Source organism: Klebsiella sp. HMSC25G12, assembly GCF_001807705.1.
GTDB lineage: Bacteria > Pseudomonadota > Gammaproteobacteria > Enterobacterales > Enterobacteriaceae > Klebsiella > Klebsiella variicola.
Window position 1 is genome coordinate 61,602 of sequence record NZ_KV789871.1, and the last position, 22,863, is coordinate 84,464.

General features: G+C 52.4%; 26 protein-coding genes and 1 pseudogene. 16 read left to right on the top strand and 11 right to left on the bottom strand.

Annotated features, from left to right (window positions below):
• The 6 genes and pseudogenes from HMPREF3096_RS10190 to HMPREF3096_RS10210 all read left to right on the top strand — a co-directional run bounded on the left by HMPREF3096_RS10190 (position 1) and on the right by HMPREF3096_RS10210 (position 5,963).
• Entirely contained in the window at positions 1 to 1,425 is a 1,425-nt protein-coding gene (locus HMPREF3096_RS10190; RefSeq protein ID WP_064323406.1) for a tail fiber domain-containing protein, read from the top strand.
• A gap of 422 nt (positions 1,426 to 1,847) precedes the next feature.
• Positions 1,848 to 2,906, top strand: a complete 1,059-nt coding sequence (locus HMPREF3096_RS10195) for a sensor domain-containing diguanylate cyclase (RefSeq protein WP_032430712.1) — start codon at positions 1,848 to 1,850, stop codon at positions 2,904 to 2,906.
• 355 nt (positions 2,907 to 3,261) lie between these two features.
• Complete coding sequence (locus HMPREF3096_RS10200) at positions 3,262 to 3,954, top strand: EAL domain-containing protein (protein WP_023159863.1); 693 nt, start codon at positions 3,262 to 3,264, stop codon at positions 3,952 to 3,954.
• Positions 3,955 to 4,588: 634 nt separating this feature from the next.
• Positions 4,589 to 4,756, top strand: a pseudogene (locus HMPREF3096_RS29110) (NADP-dependent isocitrate dehydrogenase); the annotation flags it as partial.
• A gap of 398 nt (positions 4,757 to 5,154) precedes the next feature.
• Positions 5,155 to 5,493: a hypothetical protein gene (locus HMPREF3096_RS10205; RefSeq protein WP_032730034.1), complete on the top strand. Its 339-nt coding sequence runs from the start codon at positions 5,155 to 5,157 to the stop codon at positions 5,491 to 5,493.
• Positions 5,490 to 5,963: a hypothetical protein gene (locus tag HMPREF3096_RS10210; protein ID WP_032730035.1), complete on the top strand. Its 474-nt coding sequence runs from the start codon at positions 5,490 to 5,492 to the stop codon at positions 5,961 to 5,963. Before HMPREF3096_RS10205 ends, HMPREF3096_RS10210 begins: the two co-directional genes overlap by 4 nt.
• A 337-nt stretch (positions 5,964 to 6,300) precedes the next feature.
• Here the strand turns inward: HMPREF3096_RS10210 and HMPREF3096_RS10215 are convergent, their stop codons facing one another.
• The 4 genes from HMPREF3096_RS10215 to HMPREF3096_RS10230 all read right to left on the bottom strand — a co-directional run bounded on the left by HMPREF3096_RS10215 (position 6,301) and on the right by HMPREF3096_RS10230 (position 8,329).
• Positions 6,301 to 7,014 (bottom strand): ArsR/SmtB family transcription factor, encoded by a 714-nt coding sequence (locus tag HMPREF3096_RS10215; RefSeq protein ID WP_032730037.1) that lies wholly within the window; start codon positions 7,012 to 7,014, stop codon positions 6,301 to 6,303.
• Positions 7,011 to 7,403 carry an amino acid-binding protein gene (locus HMPREF3096_RS10220; RefSeq protein WP_032730039.1) on the bottom strand — a complete coding sequence of 131 codons (393 nt, stop codon included), beginning with the start codon at positions 7,401 to 7,403 and terminating at the stop codon, positions 7,011 to 7,013. The genes HMPREF3096_RS10215 and HMPREF3096_RS10220 overlap by 4 nt, the downstream gene beginning before the upstream one ends.
• Complete coding sequence (locus tag HMPREF3096_RS10225; RefSeq protein ID WP_012542151.1) at positions 7,396 to 7,719, bottom strand: antibiotic biosynthesis monooxygenase family protein; 324 nt, start codon at positions 7,717 to 7,719, stop codon at positions 7,396 to 7,398. Before HMPREF3096_RS10225 ends, HMPREF3096_RS10220 begins: the two co-directional genes overlap by 8 nt.
• A 136-nt stretch (positions 7,720 to 7,855) precedes the next feature.
• Complete coding sequence (locus HMPREF3096_RS10230) at positions 7,856 to 8,329, bottom strand: OsmC family protein (RefSeq protein WP_008807711.1); 474 nt, start codon at positions 8,327 to 8,329, stop codon at positions 7,856 to 7,858.
• Positions 8,330 to 8,504: 175 nt separating this feature from the next.
• Between HMPREF3096_RS10230 and HMPREF3096_RS10235 the strand changes: the two genes are divergently transcribed.
• Both HMPREF3096_RS10235 and HMPREF3096_RS10240 read left to right on the top strand, forming a co-directional pair.
• The gene (locus HMPREF3096_RS10235; protein ID WP_032730044.1) at positions 8,505 to 9,146 is read left to right on the top strand and encodes a GntR family transcriptional regulator; all 642 of its coding nucleotides are present in this window, start codon (positions 8,505 to 8,507) and stop codon (positions 9,144 to 9,146) included.
• Positions 9,147 to 9,442: 296 nt separating this feature from the next.
• Positions 9,443 to 9,988 (top strand): cysteine hydrolase family protein, encoded by a 546-nt coding sequence (locus HMPREF3096_RS10240; RefSeq protein ID WP_012968540.1) that lies wholly within the window; start codon positions 9,443 to 9,445, stop codon positions 9,986 to 9,988.
• 54 nt (positions 9,989 to 10,042) lie between these two features.
• Here the strand turns inward: HMPREF3096_RS10240 and HMPREF3096_RS29115 are convergent, their stop codons facing one another.
• Both HMPREF3096_RS29115 and HMPREF3096_RS10245 read right to left on the bottom strand, forming a co-directional pair.
• A complete protein-coding gene (locus tag HMPREF3096_RS29115) occupies positions 10,043 to 10,270 on the bottom strand; it encodes a DUF1272 domain-containing protein (protein WP_012542149.1) in 228 nt (75 codons plus the stop codon).
• A 107-nt stretch (positions 10,271 to 10,377) separates the two neighbouring features.
• Positions 10,378 to 11,571, bottom strand: a complete 1,194-nt coding sequence (locus HMPREF3096_RS10245; protein WP_008807708.1) for a zinc-dependent alcohol dehydrogenase — start codon at positions 11,569 to 11,571, stop codon at positions 10,378 to 10,380.
• 609 nt (positions 11,572 to 12,180) lie between these two features.
• Here HMPREF3096_RS10245 and HMPREF3096_RS10250 point away from each other — a divergent pair.
• The 6 genes from HMPREF3096_RS10250 to cydB all read left to right on the top strand — a co-directional run bounded on the left by HMPREF3096_RS10250 (position 12,181) and on the right by cydB (position 16,856).
• Positions 12,181 to 12,366, top strand: a complete 186-nt coding sequence (locus HMPREF3096_RS10250; RefSeq protein WP_004150795.1) for a con-10 family general stress protein — start codon at positions 12,181 to 12,183, stop codon at positions 12,364 to 12,366.
• An 89-nt stretch (positions 12,367 to 12,455) separates the two neighbouring features.
• Positions 12,456 to 12,950 (top strand): YciE/YciF ferroxidase family protein, encoded by a 495-nt coding sequence (locus HMPREF3096_RS10255; protein WP_008807707.1) that lies wholly within the window; start codon positions 12,456 to 12,458, stop codon positions 12,948 to 12,950.
• A 26-nt stretch (positions 12,951 to 12,976) separates the two neighbouring features.
• A complete protein-coding gene (locus HMPREF3096_RS10260; RefSeq protein ID WP_008807706.1) occupies positions 12,977 to 13,483 on the top strand; it encodes a ferritin-like domain-containing protein in 507 nt (168 codons plus the stop codon).
• Between the two features lie 16 nt (positions 13,484 to 13,499).
• The gene (locus HMPREF3096_RS10265; RefSeq protein WP_012542146.1) at positions 13,500 to 14,387 is read left to right on the top strand and encodes a manganese catalase family protein; all 888 of its coding nucleotides are present in this window, start codon (positions 13,500 to 13,502) and stop codon (positions 14,385 to 14,387) included.
• 55 nt (positions 14,388 to 14,442) lie between these two features.
• Positions 14,443 to 15,849 carry a cytochrome ubiquinol oxidase subunit I gene (locus HMPREF3096_RS10270; protein ID WP_032730045.1) on the top strand — a complete coding sequence of 469 codons (1,407 nt, stop codon included), beginning with the start codon at positions 14,443 to 14,445 and terminating at the stop codon, positions 15,847 to 15,849.
• Complete coding sequence (gene cydB / locus HMPREF3096_RS10275) at positions 15,846 to 16,856, top strand: cytochrome d ubiquinol oxidase subunit II (protein WP_012542144.1); 1,011 nt, start codon at positions 15,846 to 15,848, stop codon at positions 16,854 to 16,856. The genes HMPREF3096_RS10270 and cydB overlap by 4 nt, the downstream gene beginning before the upstream one ends.
• On the opposite strand, the gene HMPREF3096_RS10280 is transcribed toward cydB, so the two are convergent.
• Genes HMPREF3096_RS10280 through HMPREF3096_RS10290 form a run of 3 tightly spaced genes read right to left on the bottom strand, consistent with a single transcriptional unit; the run spans position 16,850 to position 20,023 of the window.
• Positions 16,850 to 17,770, bottom strand: coding sequence for an efflux RND transporter periplasmic adaptor subunit (locus tag HMPREF3096_RS10280; RefSeq protein WP_023297397.1), 921 nt, complete (start codon positions 17,768 to 17,770; stop codon positions 16,850 to 16,852). The two genes, cydB and HMPREF3096_RS10280, sit on opposite strands and share 7 nt — an antisense overlap.
• Positions 17,767 to 17,979: a DUF1656 domain-containing protein gene (locus HMPREF3096_RS10285; RefSeq protein ID WP_012542142.1), complete on the bottom strand. Its 213-nt coding sequence runs from the start codon at positions 17,977 to 17,979 to the stop codon at positions 17,767 to 17,769. Before HMPREF3096_RS10285 ends, HMPREF3096_RS10280 begins: the two co-directional genes overlap by 4 nt.
• Positions 17,972 to 20,023, bottom strand: a complete 2,052-nt coding sequence (locus tag HMPREF3096_RS10290; RefSeq protein ID WP_032730049.1) for an FUSC family protein — start codon at positions 20,021 to 20,023, stop codon at positions 17,972 to 17,974. The genes HMPREF3096_RS10285 and HMPREF3096_RS10290 overlap by 8 nt, the downstream gene beginning before the upstream one ends.
• Positions 20,024 to 20,100: 77 nt before the next feature.
• Between HMPREF3096_RS10290 and HMPREF3096_RS10295 the strand changes: the two genes are divergently transcribed.
• The gene (locus HMPREF3096_RS10295; RefSeq protein ID WP_012542139.1) at positions 20,101 to 20,895 is read left to right on the top strand and encodes an AraC family transcriptional regulator; all 795 of its coding nucleotides are present in this window, start codon (positions 20,101 to 20,103) and stop codon (positions 20,893 to 20,895) included.
• A gap of 58 nt (positions 20,896 to 20,953) precedes the next feature.
• Here HMPREF3096_RS10295 and HMPREF3096_RS10300 read toward each other — a convergent pair whose 3' ends face one another.
• Positions 20,954 to 21,151, bottom strand: a complete 198-nt coding sequence (locus HMPREF3096_RS10300) for a hypothetical protein (protein WP_004140506.1) — start codon at positions 21,149 to 21,151, stop codon at positions 20,954 to 20,956.
• Between the two features lie 572 nt (positions 21,152 to 21,723).
• Between HMPREF3096_RS10300 and HMPREF3096_RS10305 the strand changes: the two genes are divergently transcribed.
• On the top strand, positions 21,724 to 22,356 hold the full coding sequence (locus tag HMPREF3096_RS10305; protein WP_016160693.1) for an ECs1377 family protein: 633 nt from the start codon (positions 21,724 to 21,726) through the stop codon (positions 22,354 to 22,356).
• Here the strand turns inward: HMPREF3096_RS10305 and HMPREF3096_RS30855 are convergent.
• Entirely contained in the window at positions 22,335 to 22,523 is a 189-nt protein-coding gene (locus HMPREF3096_RS30855) for a hypothetical protein (RefSeq protein ID WP_032691162.1), read from the bottom strand. The two genes, HMPREF3096_RS10305 and HMPREF3096_RS30855, sit on opposite strands and share 22 nt — an antisense overlap.
• Positions 22,524 to 22,863 lie beyond the last annotated feature (340 nt).

Here is a 22,863-nt window from a genome sequence, read left to right on the forward strand (position 1 = left end):
ATGGCGATGTATGAAGTCGGTACCGTCACGGGTGCAGCGTCGCAGGCACGGGTGACAGGAGCGACAACAAAGTGGTCACAGGTGGCGCTGGGGATACAGCCGGGGTCGATTCTGGTGGTCTACCGCAGCGGTAGTACTGACCTGTATGCGATCAAATCCGTGGACAGTGACACGCAGCTGATGCTGACCCGGAATATCACCACCGCATTTTCCGGCGCCAGTTACGGAATTATTACCGCTGAAACCGCCAGTACCTCGTCGTTTGCTAACCAGCTGGCCAGCGCATTTGCATTCTGGCGTAGTGTGGTGGAGGGCTGGTCGATGGCCCTGACCGGCAGCGGCAATATCACCATGACTGACCCGATCACAGGAAAGCAGGTAACCGTGCCGGCGATAGGCGGGATGGCGAAGGCATCGGATCTTAACGCGCTGGCAAAACTCACCGGAGGAAACAAACTCGACGGCTCGCAGGTTATAACCAGCGATAATGCCGGTTTTATTCTCGGTAAGAACTCAGATCTGGCTCTGCTCAAAAAACAGGGGCAAGGCGGGACAATTGCCGTTGGATCGGGAACACCGTTCAGGGTTCAGCGTTCAAGAGCGACCACTGTGTCACCGTCAGATACCTTTGATGACATCCTCGTTATTGGGACCGATAACCAGACGACTTTGCCCGGTGGGTTATCAGCTGGCGGCAACATCGATAACACGTCAAAGGGGAAGGTTCTGACGCAGGCGATCGAGCTGTCAATGAGCACGCCTTACATTGACTTCCACTACAATGGCAGCAGTGCGGATTATACCGCTCGCCTTATCCACGACAGGCAGAACCGCCTGAACGCGCAGGTACAAAGTTTTTGGGTAACGGACGGGAGGATCACAGCATCATCGACCATGCCAGCCAACCCAGCCATCGGAACGCAACTGACCTCCAATCCGGTACGCTCATTGATGGCAGGGCGAGGAGCGTATGGTGACGTGGATGGCGCTTACGTCCAAATGTACATGGAGGAGCAGGTAGGCACCGAACACCGACTTGTTCTGTACGCTGACGGATTCGGGCGAACCGATGCATGGATTTTCCGGGCTGGCGGCACGATCTCCACCGGTAAGGGTGACGTCCTGACCACCGGCTCAGATGTCCGGCTGAAAGATGCGTTCATGGAGCCTCAAGAAGGGGCCTCCAGGCGCATTAACTCGCTGGGAGTATGCGAGTTCAATATGAAAGGCGAAACGCGCCGGAGGCGTGGCTTTATCGCCCAGCAGGCTGAAAAAGTTGACGACTTGTATACCTTCCTCGGCATCGAGCAGGAGATCGATGGTGAAAAATTCAGGGTGATGAATGTGGATTACACGGCAATCATTGCCGATTTGGTGACCGTGGTACAGGATTTGATTAGGCGAGTTGACGCACTAGAAAGTTGAGGAACATAAAAAATCCCCCGGAGGCACTTGCCGGGGGCAACTGAAACGACATTAATTGCTGTGTACATCACAGAACAATTTGCAGTAAACGATAAGTAAGTTCAAGTAAAGTTTTACTGGTCAGATGTTGTGTTATTTTTTAATAGCCTACCAAAATTAATAATGCAGTAGCTCTAAACTCCACTGGAAATTCATTTTTAAGAATATAACCCTAAAGTATTACTAAGTATCAGATATAAATCGTGTGGATGGATTCAAAGAAATGGATACCAAATGTTATTATTGATACGTTTATCATTAATTGAAGTGCAATCTTGTAATTTTCACATCCGTGTTATAACTTTGTAATGCAGGGCGGTTTTATCTTGTTATTTAGTGGGTTAAAGTGATGGCGGCTCTTAGTGATTTATAATAGGCTTTCTATGTTAACAAATTTCCCCGATGAAAAATACATATCTGATAGAAATTCATCGTTCATTAAGCGAGTATATTTTTTACGTCAGATTGGTGTCGTTCTTTGCTTTCTTCCTATATATTCAGTCCTCCAGGAACAGTCACATCAAAAAATAACAACAGCCTTGTTAATTCTGAATGCACTCATCTGGCCATCGGTTGCTTATCTTGCAAGCATGATGTCGAAGGATATGCTGAGTACTGAAAAGAAGAATATGATACTTGATTCATTCTGGGCTGGAATCTGGATAGCCGTAATGCAAGTTAGTCCAATTCCATCATTATTCATAATCTCAGTTCAAATAGCTGATCGCTATGCTGCTGGTGGATGGAAAATTTTAAAACCAGCATTAATGTGGATGATGATTAGTTTCCTGACAGTTTGGTTAGTAAATGATTTCAGATATACGATAGAATTCAGTACCCGAACGGTATTGCTTTCTTTACCCTTGGCGACCTGTTATCCCATAGTACTGAGTATTGTTTCAAGGCACTTATCTATAAAGTTGAGGAAAAGAAGGGAGTTACTGGAAAAACAGGCTCTGATGGATCCTGGCTTAGATCTACCAAATCGCCGTTTTTTTGAGCAAAAAATGGAAAGTGCTTTTCGTGCAACGCGTAAAAAGAGAATTCATTCTTATCTTATGCTCATTGATGTTGATAATTTTAAAAAAATTAATGATACCTATGGCCATGAAGTAGGTGATGCGGTGTTATCTCGTATATCAACAATATTACGAGAGTGTGCTGGCGAGAAGGACGTACCAGCAAGATTTGGTGGCGATGAGTTGGCTATTATTGTTAATAATAGTAATAGCAAGCTTGTTATAGCTATGGTTCATATAATTCAGAAAAAAATTAAAGATCTTTCATTACCTTCTCACAACGATATTTACTGTACTGTCAGTATCGGTATTTCTTGTGCAGAAAATAAAGAATCAATCATCGAGTGGATCAAAGAGGCTGATGAAATGCTATATGAAGTTAAACGTAACGGGAAGAATGGATATTGCATGCCGAATAATTGAAGATGAAATGATTTCTTTTCTCATGATTTTATACATATAAATTTTTAAGATGGTTTATTATCGGCATTGCCAATACGGATAAATTTCCTCGGAACCACAGACCCCTCTCAACTAACGTTTGATACATGCCACTAATGTATTGTCATTCCATAACAATATGATTTTATTCAAATTAATATTGAAATCATGTTTCTTTTTTTTCCCTTTTAAGTCATTTGATTTGAATAATCGATCGATTTAAGAAATGTGATAGGTTTCGCCTATTGTTCGATCGTTATCGATCATTTTAAACTATTTTCCTTTGATTTCTAAATATGACACGATTAGGATTATTCCTAGTTCCGGTGTTTTTTTAATGATAAAGAACAATATGGAAATAGATTCCTGTAGATTTGTTTTAGAACCATCTTTTAAAAAAGATGGTTCTATTCATTCTTGGGAAATTCTCACGAAAAATGTTAAAAAAAAGGACTGCAATGATTACCTTGCTAATGAAAGTGGTTTTTGTTTCACTTCATTAAGCGATAAAGAAAAAATCGATGTGTTTAAGAAACAGATATTGACAATTGAAAAGCTTGATGCATCAGAATTGAAGTTCAAGCCAGTTTCGTTGAATGTTGACAGTCTTATTAGCGATTGTATTTTGAACGATAAATATATTGGTGATTACTTAAAAAACCAAAAAAACATTGCTTTTGAGATTAACGAGCATTTTCATGAATTCAATACTAAATGCTGTATGGTTGACTTAAAGTGTCTTTCAAAATTGTGTCCAGTATGGCTGGATGATTTTGGGAGTGGCTTAACAAGCTTAACAGTTATAGATATGTTTAATTTTGAATGTATAAAAATTGATAAAGATTACTTCTGGGGAATACAGAGTGAGAGCGAATTCTTTAAAATAATAAATAAAATAAAATCATACTGCAATTTCGTGATTGTTGAGGGAGTTGAGACAATAGAACAAAAAAATAAAGTACATTCTGTTGTTGATTGCGCTTGCCAGGGAAGGTTGTGGATGAGTGATTACTATTATGTTGAGATTTAAAATAAATGACAACAAAAGATGATAAATGTCCATTTTGTGGTGCAATTTTAATTAATGAGGACCACTGCCACAGTTGCCATGCATTTAAGATTAAAGGTTATGTATCAAGAGATGCACGCAAGACAATTAATTTGATATCTATCTGCACATCTTTACTGGTAGCGCTCTTTGGGATCTTGGTTGTGTTTCTGGTGTCTTTCGGCATCGGGACATATATTGCTATCATAGGGTTTTCTCTTATTTTATATTTTATTATGAAAAGGATTCTGCATATAAAAGAAGAAAAAAAAGGGAAGATGGTTTGGAAAAGAGCAATCATTACTTGGTAGGTAGTAATTAAATAATATAATGGCGCTGCTGGTTCTAATGCAAGCCTCGGACTCCGAGGCTTTTTTATTTTCTTTTCAAATCATGAGTTATAACACCGGAAATATTTAACCCGACTCACAGGGAGTGAGTATTATTGGCTAATAATTCACTATCCAGATGAGCAGAAAGACTCAAAGCCGGTTATCAAAACTGAAAATATACTAATGAATTTCAATAGGTTAGGGCTTAGACTAAAAACATTAACCACTTATCAAAAATGCCTATTTTTCTTTTTAAATCAATAAGTAATGATGTTATTAGTTAACTACTGCTGCGCCATATGCAGTGGTTCGAAGCCGCAGGCCTGATCGTCAAAGGCATGGAAGGCGCTATCGCTGCCAAGACCGTGACCTATGACTTCGAACGTCTGATGGAAGGCGCTAAACTGCTGAAATGTAGCGAGTTTGGCGACGCGATTATCGCGAACATGTAATCCCCTTGGTGGATTAAGCAAAAGCGGGAGCCGATGGGCTCCCGTTTTTTTTGATTTTCAGTCAATGATTCCCCCAGGTGCTCATCGGATCGTGTAGTGACAGATATCATGCTGCACGACGTCAACCAGTTCAATGCTGCCTTTCTAACTGAAGTATTTGCCATGACCGGGTTATGAACTCAGAAAAATATCAGGTTAGGAAATATCTTGGCAGTTTGCCATTGCCAGAAGTGTATATATAGAATCTCTTTTTCTTTAAAAAAACATTCATAGCGAAAAAGAATGCGTTGCATTGGTGAAATTCCCTAAAAATCTTGTTCTTCTAATTTTCTTCAATACAATGAAGAAGTCTTACTTTATCTATACAGACTCTAATTCATACATCAAGGAGAGATACTATGGCAGTCCAAACTTATAAGGAATTAGCAGAAATATATGCTGCTCGCATATCTAAATGCAAAGATGGAGATATGCGAGTGATAGAATTGAATAAAATCTGGATGGAAATTCAGACTTTAACAGTAGGTGGAAACCCTCTTACTGAGCATCAACGGGTTCGTATGCTCGAAGAGCTAAAAAAGGCCCTGACGGACATGGGATATGACGATGATGTTATCGCCCTTGAACACTACAGTGGTAGGGAGGATTATGAGGCGTTAGCTAAATCAGGCTCATCCATTAGCAATGATGAAATACTAGCAATGATGAGAATGGTAGCAAAAGGACCGAAACCATGAATCAAGAACAATTAAATATTGTAACGCTTACGCTTTCATGTATAGCTTTGGTGGCTTCTATCTATTCAGCACTTCAATATCGCAATGCAAACGTTATTTCCAAAAGAGCGCTGAAGTTACAGGAAGCTGCTCTCGAAAGTCAGATTACAAATAGTATTGCTACTGCAACAGTACAGCTGCGCGAGGCATTGATGAAATACGCAGAAGCTGATAGCTCTGCTGTCAACTATCCAATCATCAGCAAAAATTATAATTCAGCACAAGAAACTTGGCTCAATGCATATGATCAAGCCTGTATGAGTTATCGTGAAGGAAAACTAAACAAGGAAACGTTTAAGAAAACTTATCACGTTCCAATCAGAGAGTTGTACGAAGATAAGGAGTTGCAGTTTTTCTTCAGTCCTGCTGACACATCTAAATATCAGTCAATTATATCGGTTTACCGGGAATGGGAAACATATCATCGCTGACAGTTTCGACAAGAGTCGGGATTTGGCAAGTTATTGTTTTTAGATTGAAATATAAAAAATTAATCTTACTGAACAGGTTTAACTTATTGATTTTAAATTTATTATAGAAGAGGTAGTGAAACATATTATTTGTTTCTGGTTAGGAATGAGGACAGATTAGCTTATCCTCACATGGCGCCCTTAATCCCCCGTCACACGTTCCCCGACATAGAGGTGCGGAATTTATGCGGACATGCAAACAGATGCACCAAAGTTAGAGGGTGAGTTCGGGGAGAAAATGCAGGTTAAAACCGCGCCGAACGTTAAGGCGCCAAATGGGTGACTGAAAAGCAATACGCTATCCGCTCACTTTCAGATTAAACAGCCGGGACAACGCCGCTTTGCCGCTATCCGTCACTTGCACTTCCCGATATCCCGGCGTGCGGGTTATCCATCCTTTCTGCTCAAACAGTGCCATCAGCGCCGATCCGGCATCGCCTCCCAGATGAAAACGTCTTTCACTCCAGTCAAGACAGGGGCAGCAAGGCTTACGTCGCGGGCGGGTGTTCAGTACTGCGCCAAGGCGTTCAAGCTGGGCTTTACCGGCTGATGTCAGGGCCAGGCCATCGGCCGCCAGCCATTTTTCCCGCAGCATAAACTCATAAATATTCACCGCCAGCTCGCCCGCCAAATGGTCGTAGCAGGTGCGTGCGTAACGAAGATTAACCGGCGTGCTGGGGAGAAGCGTCTTATGCGCCTGCATAGAGACGCCCATCAGGTTTTCCAGCAGCGCGGCGATATGCGCGCCCGCCAGGCGGTAATAGCGGTGACGCCCCTGCGCGAGACACACCACCAGCCCGTTGCTGAGCAGTCGGGCAAGATGCCCGCTGGTGGTGGAGGCAGACACCTCGGCAACCGTACTGAGTTCGGTTGCCGTCCATGCGCGCCCATCCATTAGCGCGCATAGAATACTGACCCTTGACGGGTCAGAGAGGGCGGAGGCCACCATCGCCATAGCGGTTTCCAGCGCCTCCTCTGGCTCACTGTCTTGCTGCGTTTTCAGGAGATTCATTCAGAAAGTATGGCCCATTTTTTGGTCACTTCCGCTGCCCGGGTGTCATCATCGGTAATGAGAATGAGCCGGTTACGGTGGTCACTGTACTGTACCAGAATATTAATGCCATTGCGGGCCAGGGTGTCTGTGATGTCTCCCAGTTCACCAGGTCGTTCCTGAGGTAACTTTCTGATCAGAGGACGGCATACACTGCTGACGGCAAAACCAGCCTCGGTCAGTACCCTGCGGGCTTTCTCACCGTCTTCCACCAGAAAATGCGCATGTCCGGCATCAGGCGTGGTGAATACGCCACCGCCTTCGAGCCCCACGCCGTTGTTACCCAGCGCCATACCCATTGCGCCAAGCGAGCCCGGCGTGTTGCTGAGAATCACGTGAATGTCATACATCTGGCTGTGCTCCCCGATCCGATGCGTAATCCCGGAACACGCGGGCAACGCGTATTCTGTAGTATGAAAAAATCGATGCTTTGCCTTCGCGCTGGGCAGCCAGATGCCGCTCATTTTGCTGCCAGTTGGCCACCGATGCTTCATCTTCCCACCAGGATAGCGAGAGGATTTTGCCGGGCGTACTCAGGCTCTGAAAGCGCTCAATGGCAATAAACCCCGGCGTGTCTGAAAGCAAAGGCGTCAGCCCGGCCGCAAGCTGTAAATATCTTTCCTGTGCTTCAGGTAAGGCGTCGGCCTCAAAAAGTACTGCAATCATCAGTCTGCTCCGTGGTGAATTTCCCCGCAGTCTACTGACGCCCAGAGCAGAATGCTTCGGTCTGCAGCGAAGTATGGCTGAGGGGGGATACCCTCAGCCGCCGTCCCTGCGCACCGGATTACCCTTCAGAAACGCGTTACTCTGCGTTAAAGATAATAAATTCAGGCTGGTAACTGACCGGGAAATTGACCGATCGGGCGATAAAACAGACGTGATGGATCTGCTGATGAATGGCCGTGGCGGCGTCGAGATCGGTTCCTGGTAATACGGTGATTTTCGGCCTGAGGGTGGCAGAAATAAAGCGACCCGCGCCCCCTTTTAACACTTCACCCGTTGCCACCGGTGAGTCCTGATATTCCATGACCGTAATGCCGGCATCGGAGGCCAGATGTAAGTACCACAGCATGTGACAGGCTGAAAGAGAAGAGAGCAGGAGATCTTCCGGGTTCATTTTGCCGGGATCGCCGCCCAGTAATGGATCATTTGAACAATGAATGGGTTCTTTTCCCTTTACCGCGATATCCCAGGTCCGGGCATAAGCCTTGTAACCCGAAGTACCCGTGCCCTGATTGCCGGTCCATGTGATATGGCTGGTATAAGCATGTTGCATAGGTTTGCCTTTTCTCTGTGGAGGGGGGGGGATTTATGTGCTTTTCATCGCAGAGGCATCTTCCCGTTTTGTTGCGTTGCCTCAACGAAGCTGCCCTTGGAATCGCAAGGTTGTCATGACGCTAATGTCAATGGCATAATGGTATACCATTTATGCGTGATGTAAAGAGAGCCAAATGAACACCGCTTCCCGTTCGACCGCCGATATTCTTGCCGGTGAGCTAAAAACCTTAATCAACAAGGGGACGTTGCGAGATGGCGACCGTCTCGTTGAGAGGGACCTGGCCAGTCAGTTTGCGGTCAGCCGTATCCCAATGAGAGAAGCGATACAGCAGCTTGAGCGCGAAGGTCTGGTTGAGATTTACAGAAATCGTGGCGCGGTGGTGAAAACGCTGACGGCCGCTGATGTCGATGAAATTTATCAGCTGCGGGCACTCCTGGAAGGCGAAGCCATTTTTCATAGCCTGGAGAATATGGACCCGGAAACGCTTGCCCGGGCAGCACTGGTGCATCAGCTACTGAGCAGCGCTTCTGAACCCGAGCAGCAGGGGAGATATAACCGGGAGTTTCATGAACTGCTTTATCGGAAGTGTAATAATCAGCGCCTGCTGAAGATGATCGGTGAATTGCGCGAGCAGATTGAAAGATATGAGCTTTTTCAGAACAGACTGGTGTCGGATACGCTGAAATTCCAGGATGAGCATCAGCAGATCCTGATGGCCTGCCAGCAAAATCATCCACAGGAGGCGCGGGCGTATACCGTGAAACATATTCTCTCAGCAGGCGAAATCCTTCGCGCTTATATCTTAAGCCGTTAATGGTTGTGCAAAGCGGCTGCGTTGATCGCGCATAAATTGCCATCCGTATCTGCTCAATGCTATAAGAAAAGAGCCGTTTTAATCGTGCTTATGTTTTATCGGTAAGGAATCAGTGAAGGTCAGATAATGATTACGTCAGTTCAGCCAACGACCACCGTCACCACCACCACCACTACCGTAACCTGCGGTGGTGTGGGCGTATCTGTGTCCGGCTCCTGACAAACAGATCCTCACTCCCCGCCAATGTGGACGGGGAGAGACCTCTCCGTTCGTGACACACTGAATGGAGACCCATCATGATTTCATCTGAGCATGCCCTTTTAATTATCGATATGCAGCAGGGGCTTTTCCATGGCCCGGTTTCTCCGTATCAGGCCGATGCGCTTCTGGCGAACGTTTGCCTGCTGATTGAAAAAGCGAGACAGGCTGAGGTGCCCGTCTTCTTTGCCCGCCATACCGGGCCGGACGATTCTCCGTTCTCAGCACAAAGTCCATTAACCCAACTGCTGCCTGAGATGGGTGTTAACGGCGAGCGGGATATCGTCTTTATTAAAAGGTACCCCTCCTGTTTCCAGCACACTGACCTTGCGCATCGGCTCGCCCAGGCCGGCGTAAAACAGCTGGTTATTGCCGGGATGAAAACCGAATTCTGCGTGGACACGACCTGCCGTGCGGCATCGGCGCTGGGATGGCGGACGGTGCTGATCTCGGATGCGCACTCAACCATGGATAACGAACGGTTGTCAGCGCCTGACATTATCGGCCATCACAATATCACGCTTGCCGGGCCATTTGTGACGCTATCGACCGCCGCAGAGTGGCACTTTTCTGCAGAGAAATAAGGATGAAGAAAGGGAGCTCGATGGCTCCCGTTTGCCACGCCAGTTCATCCGGTTTTACTGTGCATGGCGGCGCAGGGTGGAGGCGGGGTGCCGCCGCAGCGCCTCTTCGGGACGCACAGGGCGCCGCACCAGTTCGCCGCCACAGTTTGGGCAACGACCGTGCAGCCGCGCCGTCATGCAGTCCCGGCAAAAAGTACACTCGAACGAGCAGATAAACGCCTCGGGTGAGTCTGGCGGCAGATCTTTATCACAGCATTCGCAATTCGGGCGTAACTCGAGCATTAACTTCTCCTGTGGTTAACGGCTGTATCAGCGACGGCGGGTCAACGCATGCTGTTTTTATATCACGGCCCGGACTGGCTGCCGAGAAGGGCGGATTAACTTCCGCCTCAAAGCGTTGCCTTCCCGGGCTGCATCCCCGGCACAAGGATGACTTTGCGGCATGCCTCTTCGCGTTTCTCAAAGATCTGATAGCCGCGCGCGGCCTCCTCCAGCGGCATATGGTGAGTGACGATCTCCTCCGGGGTGAGCAGCCCTTGCTCAATCAGCGCCAGCAGGTCCGGCAGCCAGGCATGGACGTGGGTTTGCCCCATCCTGAAGGTCAGCCCCTTATCAAAGGCATCACCAAACATAAACCCATGAATGAAACCGGCGTAAACCCCGGGCACGCTGACGATACCGCCGCGGCGCACGGCGGCGATGCACTGGCGCAGGGCTTTTCCGCTGCTGCCCTCGATTTTCAGGTTGCTGAGGACGGTTTCCGTGAGGCTGCCTTTCGCCTCGAAGCCCACGGCGTCAATCACCGCGTCGACGCCGCGATGTCCCGGCGTGTTATCGATAATCCACTGCGCCGGGTCGTCATGGGTGTCGAAGTTTATCGGGATCGCGCCATAGCGTTGCTGCGCGAAATCGAGTCGGTAATCGTTATGATCGATGATAAATATCTGCTCTGCGCCATTGAGCCTGGCGCAGGAGGCGCACAGCAGCCCTACCGGGCCGGCGCCAAAAATAGCCACGCTGCTGCCGGGTTTGACCTCGGCGTTTTTTACTGCCTGCCAGGCGGTGGGCAGAATATCTGACAGAAACAGCACCTTTTCATCGGGTAAGGTGTCAGGCACTTTAAATGGACCGGTATTGGCTTTGGGGACCCGTACATATTCTGCCTGGCCGCCCGGGATGCCGCCGTACAAATCGCTATAGCCAAACAGGGCCGCCGGTGGCGAAATGCCTTTTCGGTTGAGTGTCGCCCCCTGGCCGCTATTGGTGCTTTCGCAGGCGGCATACTGCTGCAGGCGACAAAAGAAGCAGTCTCCGCAGGCGATCACAAACGGGATAACCACCCGGTCGCCTTTGCGGACCGCGGTGACCTCGGAACCCGCTTCCACCACTTCCCCCATAAATTCATGGCCGAAAATATCGCCGTGGTGCGTGCCGGGGATCTTTCCGCGGTAAAGATGGAGATCGGAACCGCAAATCGCCGTCGCGGTGACGCGCAGTATAATATCGTCCGGCGCTTCAAGGGCCGGGTCGGGCATGGTGTCGACGCTGACATGATGGGGACCATGATAAGTGAGTGCTTTCATTGCATATTCTCCTGGAGAGAACGGCTGACCGCATCAGGCGCAAAGGCATATTGACCTGACGCGATGGCCACCGATAAACCACCGTAAAAATAAAGCGTAGAGTACAAGTAATGGAACTGCGTGATATTTCAGTTGTTGGGTGTGTTTTACGTTTCGCTTATTTCACGTTTGATTTGTTGGGTTATTTGCATATTCGGATGAAGAAGGCTAGCCTTAATCAGGCATGATATTCGCTCTATTTTTTATTTGATAGCCGCTCCCCCAGCGGCTTTTTTTATTGGTTATCTTTAGAAAAGTTCTGAATTTCATGCCGACGAAGCCTCGCCGCGCCGCTTCGTTATATACCTCAACAGGAGTACTCCGGTTGTATCGATAATGCGAGGGCTGCAGGTATTATTTCCCTGCACACAGTAAGTTAGCGGTGATGTGCCGTCTGGTTATTTTTAATGTGTGTTGTAGAATTATTCCGAATTACTGCTGAAAGACGTCGGGAAAACGGAATAATAATTTGACTAACCAGCATTACCCGCTAGAGTTAAATATCGAACGACGAGTGATACGGAATATTTTCGTATCGTACTGACATAACCGATATACATGAGGTGAAATATGGCAGAGCATCGTGGTGGTTCCGGTAATTTTGCTGAAGACCGTGAAAAAGCTTCTGAAGCAGGTCGTAAAGGTGGTCAGCACAGCGGCGGGAACTTTAAAAATGATCCGCAGCGTGCGTCCGAAGCGGGTAAAAAAGGCGGACAAAACAGCCACGGCGGTGGCCGCAAGTCCGATAATTCCTGATTATCCTTTTCCTTGCACCCTGAAGTGAAAGTATCTCCTGCGAGTCTGTATAGACTCGCAGTTATTTTCTGACTCCAGAAGGTATTTCTATGAATATGAAAAGCATTGAAGATGTATTTATCCACCTGCTCTCAGATACCTACAGCGCAGAGAAACAATTAACCCGCGGGCTGGCTAAACTGGCCAGAGCGGCGTCCAGTGAAAAACTCAGCGCGGCGTTCAATGCTCATCTCGAAGAAACCCAGGGCCAGATTGAACGTATTGACCAGATTATTGAGCAGGAATCCGGCCTGAAAATCAAACGCATGAAATGCGTGGCCATGGAAGGATTAATCGAAGAGGCCAATGAAGTCGTTGAGAGCACGGAAAAAAATGAGGTACGAGATGCTGCGCTAATTGCCGCTGCGCAAAAGGTCGAGCATTACGAAATTGCCAGTTACGGCACCCTGGTCACCCTGGCAGAACAGCTGGGCTATAAAAAAGCGGTCAAATTGCTGGCCGAAACGCTGGAAGAAGAAAAGCAAACCGACGTTAAATTAACCGATTTGGCGGTAGGTAACATTAATAAAAAAGCGGAAAAATAAACGCTCCCTGACACGAGGAAATCACGATGAATCACGTTGAACATTATCATGACTGGCTACGCGATGCGCATGCCATGGAAAAGCAGGCAGAATCCATGCTGGAATCGATGGCTGGCCGTATCGATAATTATCCGGATCTCCGTGCCAGAATTGAACAGCATATTAATGAGACCAAACGGCAAATTACCGTGCTGGAAGAGATCCTCGACCGCAACGACATTTCGCGCTCGGTGATTAAAGATTCGATGAGTAAAATGGCGGCTCTCGGCCAGTCCATCGGCGGAATGTTTCCTTCCGATGAAATCGTCAAAGGCTCGATCAGCGGGTACGTCTTCGAGCAATTTGAGATCGCCTGCTACACCTCTCTGCTGGCGGCGGCTGAAAAAGCGGGCGACACCGCCTCCATCCCGGCTATTGAGGCTATCCTGGCGGAAGAGCGGGAAATGGCCGACTGGCTGATCAAACATATTCCTCAGACCACGGAGCAGTTTCTCCTGCGTTCAGATGCTGACGGCGTAGAAGCGAAAAAATAACCCAGGAGGCAGGCCTATGTTTCGTCATGTGAAACAACTGCAGTATACCGTGCGCGTTGCTGAACCCAATCCGGGGCTCGCGAATTTACTGCTCGAACAGTTTGGCGGTCCTCAGGGCGAGCTGGCCGCCGCGTGTCGTTATTTCACCCAGGGATTAAGCGATGACGATCCCGGCCGCAAAGATATGCTAATGGATATCGCGACAGAGGAGCTGAGCCATCTGGAGATCATTGGCACCCTGGTCGGCATGCTGAATAAAGGGGCCAAAGGAGCTCTGGCGGAGGGCACCGAGAGCGAGGCGGAACTCTATCGTTCGCTCACCGCCAACGGTAATGACAGCCATATTACCTCGCTGCTGTACGGCGGCGGTCCCCCGCTGACCAACTCGGCGGGCGTGCCGTGGACGGCGGCCTATATTGATACTATCGGCGAACCCACCGCCGACCTGCGGTCGAATGTCGCCGCGGAGGCGAGGGCGAAGATCGTCTATGAACGCCTGATCAACGTGACCGACGATCCCGGCGTGAAAGACGCGCTGGCGTTCCTGATGACCCGCGAAGCGGCGCATCAGCTCTCTTTTGAGAAGGCGCTGCAGTCGATTCGCAACAACTATCCACCGGGCAAACTGCCGCCCATTAGCGAGTACGCTAACACCTACTACAATATGTCTGAAGGTGGAGAAGTACGCGGCAGCTGGAACAGTGACAAACACTTCGATTATGTCAAGGATCCGCAGCCGGCCGTGGATGGCGGAGATGGCAGCGCTACTGTCGGCCTGACGCCAGAGCAGGAAGCGCTGTGCAAAGCGATGCTGAAGCGAACGCAGTCTGACCCGCAGGGCGATCCTTTGACCGGCGCCGAACTCGGCGCCGGTAAGCAAAACACTTCCTCATCGGCTAAGTGATGTTCGCATGAGCCCCGGCTGCGGCCGGGGCGATTCACAATGATGGGTGTGGAATATGTTTGAATTCGACGCGTTTCATCTGGCCCGATTGCAATTCGCCTTTACCGTTTCCTTCCATATCCTCTTTCCGGCCATCACCATCGGCCTTGCCAGCTACCTTGTGGTGCTTGAGGGGATGTGGCTGCGAACCCGGGATAACGTCTGGCGCTCACTCTACAATTTCTGGCTGAAAATTTTCGCCGTCAATTTTGGGATGGGCGTGGTCTCCGGATTAGTGATGTCCTATCAGTTCGGCACCAACTGGAGCGGATTTTCCCAGTTTGCTGGCAGCATTACCGGTCCGCTGCTGCTGTACGAAGTGCTGACCGCCTTTTTCCTCGAAGCGGGATTCCTCGGGGTAATGCTATTTGGCTGGAATAAGGTGCCGCCGGCGCTGCATTTTTTTACTACCTGCATGGTGGCGCTTGGCACCCTGGTCTCCACTTTCTGGATCCTCGCCTCCAACAGCTGGATGCAGACGCCGCAGGGTTTTACCATCGAAAATGGCCATCTCATTCCGCATGACTGGCTGGCGATTATCTTTAACCCCTCGTTCCCGTATCGTTTGTTTCATATGGCGATAGCCGCGTTTCTCAGCAGCGCCATGTTCGTCGGGGCCTCTGCCGCGTGGCATCTTCTGCGCGGCAACGACTCGCCGGCCATCCGCAAAATGCTGTCGATGGCGATGTGGATGGCGCTGCTGGTAGCGCCAATCCAGGCGGTGGTGGGGGATATGCATGGTCTTAACACCCTTGAGCATCAGCCAGCGAAGATCGCCGCCATCGAGGGGCACTGGGAAAACCGACCCGGCGAGGCCACGCCGCTGCTGCTGTTTGGCCTGCCGGATATGGAACAGGAGCGTACCAGCTATGGCCTCGAGATCCCCGCTCTCGGCAGCCTGATCCTCACCCACAGTCTGCATAAGCAGGTGCCGGCGCTGAAAGACTTCCCGAAAGAGGACCGACCCTATTCACCCGCCGTTTTCTGGTCGTTTCGCATCATGGTTGGGATGGGCGTGTTGATGATCGCCTTAGGGATCTGCAGCGCCTGGCTGCGCTATCGGCGGCGACTGTATCACTCGCGTCCCTTTCAGTGGTTTGCGCTCTGCATGGGGCCTGCCGGCCTTATTGCCCTGGTCGCCGGGTGGGTGACCACCGAGATGGGCCGCCAGCCGTGGGTGATCTACGGCTTGCTGCGCACCCGGGATGCGGTGTCGTTGCACAGCACGCTGCAGATGGCCATCAGCCTGCTGGTGTTTATCGTGGTCTACTGCGCGGTATTTGGCGTGGGGTATTACTACATTTTCCGGCTGATTAAAAAAGGGCCGCAACCGGTGACGGAGCTGACCTCGCAAACCGCAGGCACCCCGGCGCGTCCGCTCTCGGCGGCAGAGCCGGTGCGTGATGAGGAGAACGCATCATGAGCATCGATATCTCGGTGATTTGGTTTGTCATCATCGTCTTCGCCACGCTGATGTATATCGTGATGGATGGTTTCGATTTAGGTATTGGGATGCTGTTCAGCGTGGTGCATGATGGCGAAGAGCGCGATGTGATGGTCAACAGCGTGGCGCCCGTCTGGGATGGAAATGAAACCTGGCTGGTACTCGGCGGGGCTGGGCTGTTCGGCGCCTTTCCGCTGGCCTATGCGGTGATCACCGATGCGCTGGTCATCCCGCTTACGGCGATGCTCATCGGCCTGATTTTTCGCGGCGTGGCGTTTGAGTTTCGTTTTAAAGCGGTTCCCTCGCATCGTACCTTCTGGGACTATGCCTTCGCCGGCGGCTCGCTGCTGGCGACCTTCAGCCAGGGGATTGTCGTCGGCGCGTTTATCAACGGCTTTGCGGTGGCTGACCGCCGCTTCGCCGGTTCGACGCTGGACTGGCTTACCCCCTTTAACCTGTTCTGCGGTCTGGGGCTGGTGGTGGCCTATCTGCTGCTCGGCACCACGTGGCTGATCATGAAAAGCGAAGGCGCGCTGCAGCAGCGGATGCGCGAGCTGACCCGCAAGGTGCTGCTGGCGCTGATGGTGGTGATCGCGGTGGTCAGCGTCTGGACGCCGTTGGGCTGGCGCTATGTGGCGGAGCGCTGGTTTACGCTACCCAATTTCTTCTGGTTCGTGCCGGTGCCGATTCTGGTGTTGGCGCTGAGCCTGTGGATCTGGCGCCTGAGCGCGCGCCCCGCCAGCCACGCCCGCCCATTTATCCTGACGCTGGGCCTGATTTTCCTCGGCTTCAGCGGGTTGGGGATCAGCGTCTGGCCGAACATTATCCCACCGAATATCTCCCTGTGGGATGCCGCCGCGCCGCCCTCCAGCCAGGTATTTATGCTGCCGGGGGCGCTGCTCATTATCCCGGTGATCCTGATGTATACCGCCTGGAGTTATTACGTCTTTCGCGGCAAAGTCTCCGGCAGCGAAGGCTATCACTGAGCCTGATTCGCGCCGGCAGGTGAGGATTTGCCGGCGCGTCGCGCCAACCGCGCGGGAATGACCGAGACAGTCGCGGACAAGCCGGCGACCCGTTCCACCCCCTCGGGCAGGGTATCGATATGGATGCGTACCGGCACACGCTGCGCCAGCCGCACCCAGCTGAAGGTCGGCTCGACCTCCGGCAGGCCCAGGGCGCCGGTCTCATCATTGGTATCGCCGATCCCGTGTCCGATACTCTCGACATGGCCGGTAATGACCGGATCATACCCCATCAGCGTGATATGTGCGGTATCGCCAACGTGGATGTGGCGCAGACGGGTCTCTTCAAAATACCCCACCACCCAGAAACGCTGGCCATCGATAATGGCCACTTTCGTCACCCCGGCGGTGGCATAGTCGCCCGGGCGTAGCCGCAGATGGGTGACGTACCCGGCCACCGGCGTCCGCACGGTGGCATGCGCTAAATTCAGTTGCGCCAGCGCCAGTGCCGCCAGCGCGCCCTGGTAGTTAGCGGCCGCGACGCTGGCCGCGCTGGTGGTCTGTTTCAGATCTTCGCTGGAGATGACGCCCTGGATCTGCGCCCGTCGTCTGGCGGCATCCTGGCGCATCGCCATCTCCTGGCGTCGGGCTTCCACCTCCGCCTGGGCGCTACTGACCGCCAGCTTCAGCCAGCGCGGATCGATGGAATAGAGCACATCTCCCCGATTGACCCACTGGTTGTCTTTTACCGCCACGCTGGCCACCGGTCCCGAGACATCGGGAGCGATCTGTACCACGTCGGCCCGTACCCGACCATCGCGGGTCCAGGGCGTTTGCGCCTCCTGTTTCCAGAGAATGAAAGCCAGTAGCGCGGCGGCGGCAACGGCGCCTAAGGTCAGGGCGTAGCGGCCCAGAAGAGTGAGATAGACTGTCATACGGCAAACCCCAGCGTGTTAACCTCCTGCAGGAGCAGGAAAAAGAGTGCGATATAGAGGGAAAGCCCCCACAGCGGGCGGCAGGGCAAGCGGCCCAGGCCCCGGATGGAGAAAATAAGCGGTTGCAGCAGCAGCGTCGCGAGCAGGGCGACAAGGCCGACAACCAGCAGGCCGGGGAAAAATACCCCGCCCATCGCGAGATCACGCATGGTTTTGGCTCTCCTCAGGCCGGTGTAAGGCGCAATACAGGGAAATGAGCGCTTCCGCGCGCTCATGTGAGGCGGCATCAGCCGGTAAACCGTGGGCCAACAGCGCGTCAACAGGCTGCGCGAGGGCCTCTATGCCCGGCTCCTGTTTAAGGGCGTCAAGCAGCGTCTGCACAGGGGGATCCGTTTCGCGATCCATCGGCTGATAGCTACGGCGCAGGTGGATCACCGCCAGGCCGGTACGAATATCGTGCAGCATCTTGTCCAGTAGCTGACCTGCGGCAGGCCCGCTCTGCGGTAGCCGCGGCAGCAGTAAAGCGGTCCGGTCGATCATCAGATTGGTCCAGCGGTGGGCATTCTGCGCCAGTCGGCCCCGCGCGGCGCGGCGGATATCGCGACGGCACAGCGTCAGCAGACGATGGACAGCGGCATCGGCCTGCACGGTTTGCAGCAGGCGCATACCAAACGCGGCATAGCCGATGGCGACAAACAGCGCGATAGAGGTATTCATCGCCGTCGCGAAATCCCCCTGATAACTGGGGCCCAGTTCGCACAATATCGGCAGCGTCAGGGTGATGCCCATCGCCATAAAGGTGGTCGGCGGCCGCGCCTGCAGCGAACCGGCCAGCAGATAGACCGGGGCGAGCATCGCCGCCAGCAGGACAAATTCGCTCACCTGCGGCAGCAGGGCGAAGCTATACAGCAGGCTGAACAGCACGCCCCACACGCAGCCGATCAGGTATTTCACCAGCTGCGCCGCCGGCGCATCGAAGCTGGCGAACAGGCTACAGCAGACCCCGAGGATCGAGACCGCAGTGCCGCCATCGGGCCAGGCAGAGCCTATCCAGATCAGGCAGCCGCTGAGGATGATGACGAAGGCGCCGAAGGCGGTCCGCAGGGCGCTGAGCGGATCGCGATGGAAAACATAGCCCTTTGCCGCGTGGGCGTCAGGGGGCAGGGTTGGCGATCGGCGGTGATAAATCGCCTTCGCCAGCCGTTCGCTCTGCTGCAGGAGACGGATGGCTTCCGCCAGGTGGCGCACCAGGCTAACGCGCAGCGCCTCGTTCAGCGTCTGCGCAGGGGCGCACCGGTTGATGAGCTGCTCGCAGCGGGAGAGTAGTCCGTCGGCGGAGAGCGCCGTTCTGTGGGCTTCCGGACCTCTCAGCCAGACCTCTGCCTCCGTTAGCAGCGTCTGCAGGTCGTCAGGTGGCTGCCCGCACCTCTGTAAACGGTCATACAATTCGCCATTGACGATCAACAGTCGTGCCAGCCGGTCGTGGATCGCTTTTCTGACCTCGCGGTGGGGAACAGAGAGACCGTCATCCCAGGGAAGATGGTGGTTGATGCCCTGCAAAAACTGCAGGCTCAGCGCCAGCCGCAGGGTTTCCGCCGCCACCGGCTTACCGGCCAGCGTATCGGCGATCCGTTGCCGGGCGGTTGCCAGCGTCTGTGCCAGCGTGCTGTTAAACCGCCCGGCGATGCGCACCGGCAGCACGAAGCGGTGAATCAATCCGGCGCACAAGATACCGATGGCGATCTCTTCCACCCGAGTGACCGCGAGGTCAAAGATGGTCCCGGGCACGGAGACGGCGGGGAAACCAATCAGGCTCGCGGTGTAGCCCGCCAGCAAAAAAGCGTATCCGCACGGCGTGCGCTCAAGCAGCGACAGACACAGGCAACCCGCGATCCACAGGGCCAGCATGGCACTACACAGGATCGGCTGGTTAACGAAGGTGGGCACGATGAAGACGGTGGCCGCCGCGCCGACGAGGGTCCCGAGCAGGCGATAGACGCTGCGGCTTAGCGATGCGCCCACCGAGGTCTGCGACACGATATAGACAGTGATGATGGCCCACGAAGGCCTTTGCAGACCGATGGATAGCGCAAGATAGTACGCCAGCATCGCCGCGGCGAAACTCTTTGCGGAAAAGAGTATTGCCTGGGCATCACTGCGCAGGACGGCTGAAGTCGATTGCGGCATGAAAGGGCGCGCGACGGCGCCTGCGGCACGCAGCCAGGAGGCCTGGCGAAAGAGGTTAATGTTCATGCCGCGGATTATGGCTGGCTTGCGCTTGCGGCGAAATACTCTATTCTGTCAAAAAATACCTGAATCTGGCCAATCGTATGCCATCACCTTTTGCCAATACGCTGTACGATCCGGACGCCGCGTCCTGCCCGGCCGTCGCCTGTCATCTTGATTTTGTCGAGTATGAAGCGGAAGTGCCGGTGCATACCCATCGCAAAGGGCAGTTGATTATTGTGCTGTATGGTGCAGTGAGTTGTCGGGCGGAAAATAACCTGTGGATTGTGCCGCCTCGCTGCGCGGTATGGATCCCGGGCGGTATTCCGCACAGTGTGTCCGCCACCTGGAACGCGCGCCTCAATTATCTGTTTATTGAACCCGGCGCTGCCGCGCTGCCTGGCAGCTGCTGCACCCTGGCGCTCTCTCCCCTGATCCACGAGCTGGTGGAGCGACTCACTCGTGAGGGGGCGGATTATGTGGCGGATAGCCATGCCGGGAGACTCACCCGAGTGACCCTTGACGAACTGGCGACCATGCCGGCGCAGCGCCTGAATCTGCCCGTCTCAGCACATCCCAAAATTCGGGCGATGGCCGACCGGCTGGTCAGCCATCCTGACGATCGCAGCACCCTGTCGGTGTGGGCGAAGCGTCTGGCGCTGAGTGAGCGCTCGCTGGCCCGGGTGATGCTGCGGGAGACCGGCCTGACCTTCGGGCGCTGGCGCCAGCAGCTGCATTTGATTATTGCCCTGCAGGAGCTGGCCAGCGGCGTTTCGGTACAAAACGTGGCGGCTAAGCTGGGGTATGAATCGGTAAATGCCTTTATTACCATGTTCAAAAAAACGATGGGGACGACACCGGCGCACTATTTTGCCGAGCGTCAGACCGCGGCTCGTTAAGAAAACCTTGTCGGGCCGCGACGGCTGGCGTGGCACCCAACAAGGCGGCAGGGGGTGCTTACGCTTTCGGCGGCTTGATCTTAATAATAAATCGTTCGTTAACCCGGGTGATCCTCGCGCCAATATCGCCAAACTCGGTGGCGATTTTAAAAAAATCGTCCGCGGCGACATCAAAATCGAGTTCAATTTTCGGGTGTTGTCCTGTCGCCAGTAATTCATAGAAATGGTCAAGGCTGCGGGCTTTTTCGCTGGGCATCTTATTTCTCCATGGTAAACCAATCAGCAGGGCGTTTATTGTTTAAAGCGTTTTCCGGATTATTCAGCAGGATGACAGTGGCGCCTGATATAAGATGATGCAATGTCATTAATGATACGGTGGGGCGATATTATTCCATGTTGTTAAACCTGTGGCCGCGCGTTTCCCCAGGATGCTATGAGGCGCGGGGCAACCCTGCGGCGCGGGTTGATGATAGACATTTTATGATGACAAATTGATGACAGTAAAATGAACGTACAATAGCGCCGGGCTTTCTTTTGACTAAATAAATTTATTCGGTGGCTGTTAAGGCAGAACTTAACTACTTTATGGTGAGGGGCGTCATTCGGCGATGGCTAACAGTGAGGGAGCAACGATGCAATTACTTGATTTATTCGCAGGTTTATTGTGGTTAAGCAGCGTTATTTTCCTGCTGTATCTCCTTGATGTGGTCATCACCCGTTATCTGTATCGTAAATAACCGGGAAGGGGATGCGCGAGGGCGCTCGGCATAGGGTACTGCGCCAGAGGATGTTATTATGACGCCGGACTGATTCAGAAAGGAATGCGCGGTGGCCGGGAGAATTGATTACGATATTGAAAAATACCAGTTTACCGAAGCCGGTGAGTCGCCACGGCTCAGAGCGCAGTGGCGTGAGGTCTATCTGGAGTGTCGTCAGCAGCAGGCCGGGGCTGAGGAGCGTCTGCGCATTGCGCTATTGAATGTCGACTATGTCACCAGCTTCGAATTGCCTTTTCGCCTGCTGCTGGTGCGCGCGCCGCAGCTGATCGCCGACGTGCGCGATCAGCTGCAGCTCAATCGTAAAGCCGCCGTTTTCAACGGCAAACGTTACGGTTGTGTCTACAGTCTGAAGCAGGATTTACAGCCGATTCCGGAGTCCTTCCATTACCACCTGTCAAACCGTATCCGTCGCGTCGATCCGCAGGGACCGACGGCAGCCCCGTACCAGCAGATTGCCCGCGAGATAAAGCCGGCCCGGGAGCGGCTTCGCCATGCGTTACTTGCCGGCTTGCCGGTTACCGCGCTTGATGCGCTGTTCTGGTTCGGCAGTCAGCGGGTGGCGGCGGACATTGCGCAATTGCGCCGGTCCGGCATGGGAATTGTCACGGAAGAGGTGGAAGCCTGCGATAATCTGTTCAACACCACCCGGCGAGTACCGGTTTATCGTCTGACCAGTAAATGATGCGGCGAGCCTTCGCCCAGTCGTTGCTTTGGCAGGCAGCTCACCATTGCCCCGTCAAACCAAACGCACTGCATGCTGCCGGTGTGCCGCGGCGCAGGGCCCAGCCATGCGCTGGCGATGAGCATGAATAGCATCAGCCCCAGCGGAATCACGTTTATTTTTTTCACTGCCTGTCATCCACTTCACTCTTCTTCGCTGCAGGATAGCGGGAAAGTATGACGTTTTGTCGACTGAGTCACACTTTTTTATTGAGGACTCATGGCATGCCAGGCGAAGCGGCGTCTCCGGACGCAGCGTTATTCATATTCGGCATAATGATATGACTAAAACTGGCGGCTTGTATTTTTCATTTTTATTACCCCTCTCTTTTTTACCTGGCAGCACAAAGCGTGAGACGACCAGGCTTTACGCAGAATACTCTGGTAACTGTCTGGTTTGAAACAATATTTTAATTGACTTTTCAGAGGGAGTTACAGCAGTGGCTAATTTATATTAATTCAATTTACC

Coding starts and splice junctions, on each gene's coding strand:
- HMPREF3096_RS10190 (WP_064323406.1), top strand. CDS start 1: ATGGCGATGTATGAAGTCGGTACCGTCACGGGTGCAGCGTCGCAGGCA.
- HMPREF3096_RS10195 (WP_032430712.1), top strand. CDS start 1,848: ATGTTAACAAATTTCCCCGATGAAAAATACATATCTGATAGAAATTCA.
- HMPREF3096_RS10200 (WP_023159863.1), top strand. CDS start 3,262: ATGATAAAGAACAATATGGAAATAGATTCCTGTAGATTTGTTTTAGAA.
- HMPREF3096_RS10205 (WP_032730034.1), top strand. CDS start 5,155: ATGGCAGTCCAAACTTATAAGGAATTAGCAGAAATATATGCTGCTCGC.
- HMPREF3096_RS10210 (WP_032730035.1), top strand. CDS start 5,490: ATGAATCAAGAACAATTAAATATTGTAACGCTTACGCTTTCATGTATA.
- HMPREF3096_RS10215 (WP_032730037.1), bottom strand. CDS start 7,014: ATGAATCTCCTGAAAACGCAGCAAGACAGTGAGCCAGAGGAGGCGCTG.
- HMPREF3096_RS10220 (WP_032730039.1), bottom strand. CDS start 7,403: ATGTATGACATTCACGTGATTCTCAGCAACACGCCGGGCTCGCTTGGC.
- HMPREF3096_RS10225 (WP_012542151.1), bottom strand. CDS start 7,719: ATGATTGCAGTACTTTTTGAGGCCGACGCCTTACCTGAAGCACAGGAA.
- HMPREF3096_RS10230 (WP_008807711.1), bottom strand. CDS start 8,329: ATGCAACATGCTTATACCAGCCATATCACATGGACCGGCAATCAGGGC.
- HMPREF3096_RS10235 (WP_032730044.1), top strand. CDS start 8,505: ATGAACACCGCTTCCCGTTCGACCGCCGATATTCTTGCCGGTGAGCTA.
- HMPREF3096_RS10240 (WP_012968540.1), top strand. CDS start 9,443: ATGATTTCATCTGAGCATGCCCTTTTAATTATCGATATGCAGCAGGGG.
- HMPREF3096_RS29115 (WP_012542149.1), bottom strand. CDS start 10,270: ATGCTCGAGTTACGCCCGAATTGCGAATGCTGTGATAAAGATCTGCCG.
- HMPREF3096_RS10245 (WP_008807708.1), bottom strand. CDS start 11,571: ATGAAAGCACTCACTTATCATGGTCCCCATCATGTCAGCGTCGACACC.
- HMPREF3096_RS10250 (WP_004150795.1), top strand. CDS start 12,181: ATGGCAGAGCATCGTGGTGGTTCCGGTAATTTTGCTGAAGACCGTGAA.
- HMPREF3096_RS10255 (WP_008807707.1), top strand. CDS start 12,456: ATGAATATGAAAAGCATTGAAGATGTATTTATCCACCTGCTCTCAGAT.
- HMPREF3096_RS10260 (WP_008807706.1), top strand. CDS start 12,977: ATGAATCACGTTGAACATTATCATGACTGGCTACGCGATGCGCATGCC.
- HMPREF3096_RS10265 (WP_012542146.1), top strand. CDS start 13,500: ATGTTTCGTCATGTGAAACAACTGCAGTATACCGTGCGCGTTGCTGAA.
- HMPREF3096_RS10270 (WP_032730045.1), top strand. CDS start 14,443: ATGTTTGAATTCGACGCGTTTCATCTGGCCCGATTGCAATTCGCCTTT.
- cydB (WP_012542144.1), top strand. CDS start 15,846: ATGAGCATCGATATCTCGGTGATTTGGTTTGTCATCATCGTCTTCGCC.
- HMPREF3096_RS10280 (WP_023297397.1), bottom strand. CDS start 17,770: ATGACAGTCTATCTCACTCTTCTGGGCCGCTACGCCCTGACCTTAGGC.
- HMPREF3096_RS10285 (WP_012542142.1), bottom strand. CDS start 17,979: ATGCGTGATCTCGCGATGGGCGGGGTATTTTTCCCCGGCCTGCTGGTT.
- HMPREF3096_RS10290 (WP_032730049.1), bottom strand. CDS start 20,023: ATGAACATTAACCTCTTTCGCCAGGCCTCCTGGCTGCGTGCCGCAGGC.
- HMPREF3096_RS10295 (WP_012542139.1), top strand. CDS start 20,101: ATGCCATCACCTTTTGCCAATACGCTGTACGATCCGGACGCCGCGTCC.
- HMPREF3096_RS10300 (WP_004140506.1), bottom strand. CDS start 21,151: ATGCCCAGCGAAAAAGCCCGCAGCCTTGACCATTTCTATGAATTACTG.